Below are 3,341 nucleotides of genomic sequence, written 5' to 3'. Positions count from 1 at the left end.
CGGATCCTATATACAAGGATATGCTAAAAGCAGATATGATAAGTAAGATCTTGCCAGAGTATATCGTTGATAAATATGACGATGCAGCTTCCAGAATAGAGGCTGTAAAAGTATTTTATGGATTTGCGGGTTATTTTATTGATTTCTGGGCCAGCAGAAAAAATATCTTTAGCGATACGAATATTGCGTCAGCAATTCCGTATAGAATCGTCAACGAGAATGCACGAATTCATATGGAGAATATTACTGCTTTTAATCGAATCGCAGAGATTGCTGGTGATGAGGTAGCGGAAATTGCGGAAGATGCTAGTGCTTACTTGCAGAATATGTCACTGGAGGATGTATTCACAGGAGCTTGTTACGGTGAGTTTATATGTCAGAAGGATATTGATCGGTATAACAATATATGTGGCGTCATCAATCAACATATGAATCAATTCTGCCAGAACAAAAAGATATCCAGATCAAGGTTCAAAATGGAGAGATTACACAAACAGATTTTATGCCGGTCGGAATCGGGGTTCGAGATTCCCGTTGGGTTCCAGACTGATGGTGAGGTTATAGATGCGATCAATTCTTTTAGTACTATTCTCGAAGAAAAAGATATTTTGAATCGACTTAGAACTTTAAGTCAGGAGGTTACGGGATATGATATGGAAAGAATATATGTATCCTCTAAAGCTTTTGAAAGCGTATCTAAATACATAGATCATAAGTGGGATGTGATTGCTTCAAGCATGTATAATTATTTTTCTGGCGCTGTTCGCGGTAAAGATGACAAAAAAGATGCAAAGATACAAACAGAAATTAAAAAAATAAAGTGTTGTAGTCTGCTTGATTTGAAGAAACTTGTGGATATGTATTATAAAATGGATGGAATGTGTCTGGAACATGAGGCAACAGAGTATGTTGCAGGAATAACAGAGATATTAGTTGATTTTAATTATAAAACCTTTGACATGGATGATTCAGTCAAGATGATTCAGAATGAGCAGATGATAAATGAGATTAAGGAGTATCTTGATACTTACATGAGTATCTATCATTGGGCCAAGGATTTTATGATTGACGAGTTTGTTGATAGATCTTGGAACCAATGCCGGAGTCATGGCAGCAAATGGATTGGGGTATCCGATATCAATCGAAGGTGCTGCAAAGTATTGGAGAGATGACATTCTTGTACAACGAAAAATTTTTCCTGAAATTACGACAAGTACCGTGATTGCCTGGAGACGAAACATTCCATATTCCCTGGCGGTTAGTAAGATGATAGAAGAAATAAATGCTTTTCAGGCATAGGAGAGAATTTAATTGACAAGACTCTTGAAATTGTATCCAGGTGGTAGGGGATGAAATACCAGTTATTGACAAAAAGTTATAAATGATATAGTATAGCAACAATTAAAAAGAGCTTGTCTCGGCACGTAAGAAGACTATAGATTTTGCTGTTTCTGAACATAACAGTTTTATCTATAGTCTTTTTATTTGGCAACGGGAGGTTGTATGAGTAAAAGAGAGTGGATAAAGAAGATAACTGTTATAATAATTGGTTCAGTTATTGCCGCATATGGTATAACCCTGGCATTGTATGCCGGATTTGGCGGTGCAACGCTTGCGGTATTATGGCAGGGAATATCCGGTACGTTTCATGTGAGTATTGGAGCAGCGTCGTTCATCGTGGCGGTGATTATGATCTTGTTTGTTCTCATATATGACAGATCGCAGATACATATAGGAACGATACTTTACCAGATCGTTTACAGCTTGTGTGTTGATCTGTTTGCGCAAATGCATGTCTACAGCAAATACATGTGGCTCAATATGTTGATCATGCTCGTCGGAATTGTGCTGTTTGCGGTGGGAACAGGACTGTATGCGGCAGCAGACCTTGGGCGTGGTTCGTACGAGGCTGTGACATTTGCACTTGCAGAGAAGAATCACTGGCAGGTGAAGATAGTCAGGATGATACTTGATGCGGCCATGGTTGTGATAGGTGTGATCCTTGGGGGAAAGTTCGGTGTGTGTACGGTTGTTACTGTGATTGTATCGGGGCCAATAATTCAGTTTACTGTTGGGAGAGCAAAGAGAATCATAAAACTATAAATTCTCTTTCCTATATTCATTCGGCGTAATCCCATAGTGCCTGTGAAACAACTCACAGAAATAGCTCGTACCGGAAAATCCACAGGCGTATGCCACTCATGCCAGTGGCTGACACCTCTGTAGTCGGGATAGAGGGATAGCTGTTCCATCATTATGTAGGCTGGAAATTGCAGAAGCTAAACTTCATGGAACGCTCGGATTTCAACGGCATATCAGAGGTTGTAAAGGAGTTGTTTGGCAAGTCTGATTGAGCTTGTGTTAACCCACCATTTTACTGCGATTACGGTTCACATATAGAAGTGGGCAAGAACTTCTTTGCAAATTATAACTGTACAATCCTTGATGTTGCAAAGGTGGCCATAGGTGACAATTGTTTCATGGCGCCAAATGTAGAGATATACACAGCGGGTCATCCGATATATCCAGATGGAATCCCAGAAGATGTTTTTGGAATAAAATAAATAACGAAAAAAGATTCAAATTGATGATATAGGATATAGAGTGATCGGATTATCACACGGAGTTAAACCACCATTTGTATCGCTAGAAATAGAAAAGACAGAGAAAAATCTAAAAGAAAAAATTTCTTACGATGGTTTGAAGCAAAAGTTAAATGGGGGTAGCCAAAAACATAGGAATTAAACCACTTTTGAGCGTATATGAGTGTATATAAAAACATAGTGATTTTAAATTACAGGTTCATTGAATTTCGCTGGGGGTCAGCGCATAATGAGAACAACGTGGACTGACACGATTCAATCCGAGGTTACATCGCTTGTGACCTATCCTGTTGCGAAAGATACAGGACGCTGGCAGGCAGCGAAAAACCTTGCTCCAATGCCGAACGTAAGGGTCGGTCTCGTTGTTCGGACAACAGAAAAATACAGTCACTAGAGGGTGGGAGGTATTGCTGAGGCAATTCACCATCCTCTTAAATTTTGTGTAAATTGATCGTTGTACTGTCATTTGCAGGGGCGGTCCATATGATTATGAAGAAGTAGGGATTATTTGAATATTATACGAGGACTATAAAGTGTGATTTATGCCGCACACCCTGCAGACCTCATGAACCCAGCGGTCGGCGTCAAGCAGCAGTTCTTCGTGCTGCAGATCAAATTCACAGATATCCGGATCGGCGAAACACTTCCTGTAACGCTCAAGATATTTCTCACCCATTTTCTTGGCGTAGAATACGTGGATAGTCGTTCCGGGTACGTTTATGTGTTCTCCAACGCTTG

Annotated in this window: 3 protein-coding genes and 3 pseudogenes; 4 read left to right on the top strand and 2 right to left on the bottom strand. The window is 39.9% G+C overall.

The window, feature by feature from the left end; genetic code table 11:
- Positions 1–20 precede the first annotated feature (20 nt).
- The 3 genes and pseudogenes from CCU_RS11385 (at position 21) to CCU_RS11375 (ending at position 2,103) form a co-directional block, all read left to right on the top strand.
- The gene (locus CCU_RS11385; protein ID WP_334290615.1) at positions 21–1,172 is read left to right on the top strand and encodes a hypothetical protein; all 1,152 of its coding nucleotides are present in this window, start codon (positions 21–23) and stop codon (positions 1,170–1,172) included.
- Positions 1,084–1,299 (top strand): annotated as a pseudogene (locus CCU_RS14820) (LysR family transcriptional regulator); the annotation flags it as partial. The gene CCU_RS11385 and the pseudogene CCU_RS14820, both read left to right, overlap by 89 nt.
- A 204-nt stretch (positions 1,300–1,503) precedes the next feature.
- Positions 1,504–2,103, top strand: coding sequence for a YczE/YyaS/YitT family protein (locus CCU_RS11375; protein ID WP_015534767.1), 600 nt, complete (start codon positions 1,504–1,506; stop codon positions 2,101–2,103).
- On the opposite strand, the gene CCU_RS14980 is transcribed toward CCU_RS11375, so the two are convergent.
- Positions 2,098–2,199 carry an AraC family transcriptional regulator gene (locus CCU_RS14980; protein WP_118758606.1) on the bottom strand — a complete coding sequence of 34 codons (102 nt, stop codon included), beginning with the start codon at positions 2,197–2,199 and terminating at the stop codon, positions 2,098–2,100. The two genes, CCU_RS11375 and CCU_RS14980, sit on opposite strands and share 6 nt — an antisense overlap.
- Positions 2,200–2,360: 161 nt before the next feature.
- Here CCU_RS14980 and CCU_RS14975 point away from each other — a divergent pair.
- Positions 2,361–2,531, top strand: a pseudogene (locus CCU_RS14975) (sugar O-acetyltransferase); the annotation flags it as partial.
- A gap of 598 nt (positions 2,532–3,129) precedes the next feature.
- Here the strand turns inward: CCU_RS14975 and CCU_RS11365 are convergent.
- A pseudogene (locus CCU_RS11365) lies at positions 3,130–3,341 on the bottom strand (hypothetical protein); the annotation flags it as partial.

The sequence above is a fragment of the Coprococcus sp. ART55/1 genome (assembly GCF_000210595.1).
Lineage (GTDB): Bacteria > Bacillota > Clostridia > Lachnospirales > Lachnospiraceae > Coprococcus > Coprococcus aceti.
The sequence above is the reverse complement of the archived record's forward strand: the minus strand, read 5'-3'. Positions and strand labels throughout refer to the sequence as shown.

What these genes read in the sequence shown, in the direction of transcription:
- CCU_RS11375 (WP_015534767.1), top strand. Translation starts at nt 1,504, where the DNA reads ATGAGTAAAAGAGAGTGGATAAAGAAGATAACTGTTATAATAATTGGT.
- CCU_RS11385 (WP_334290615.1), top strand. Translation starts at nt 21, where the DNA reads ATGCTAAAAGCAGATATGATAAGTAAGATCTTGCCAGAGTATATCGTT.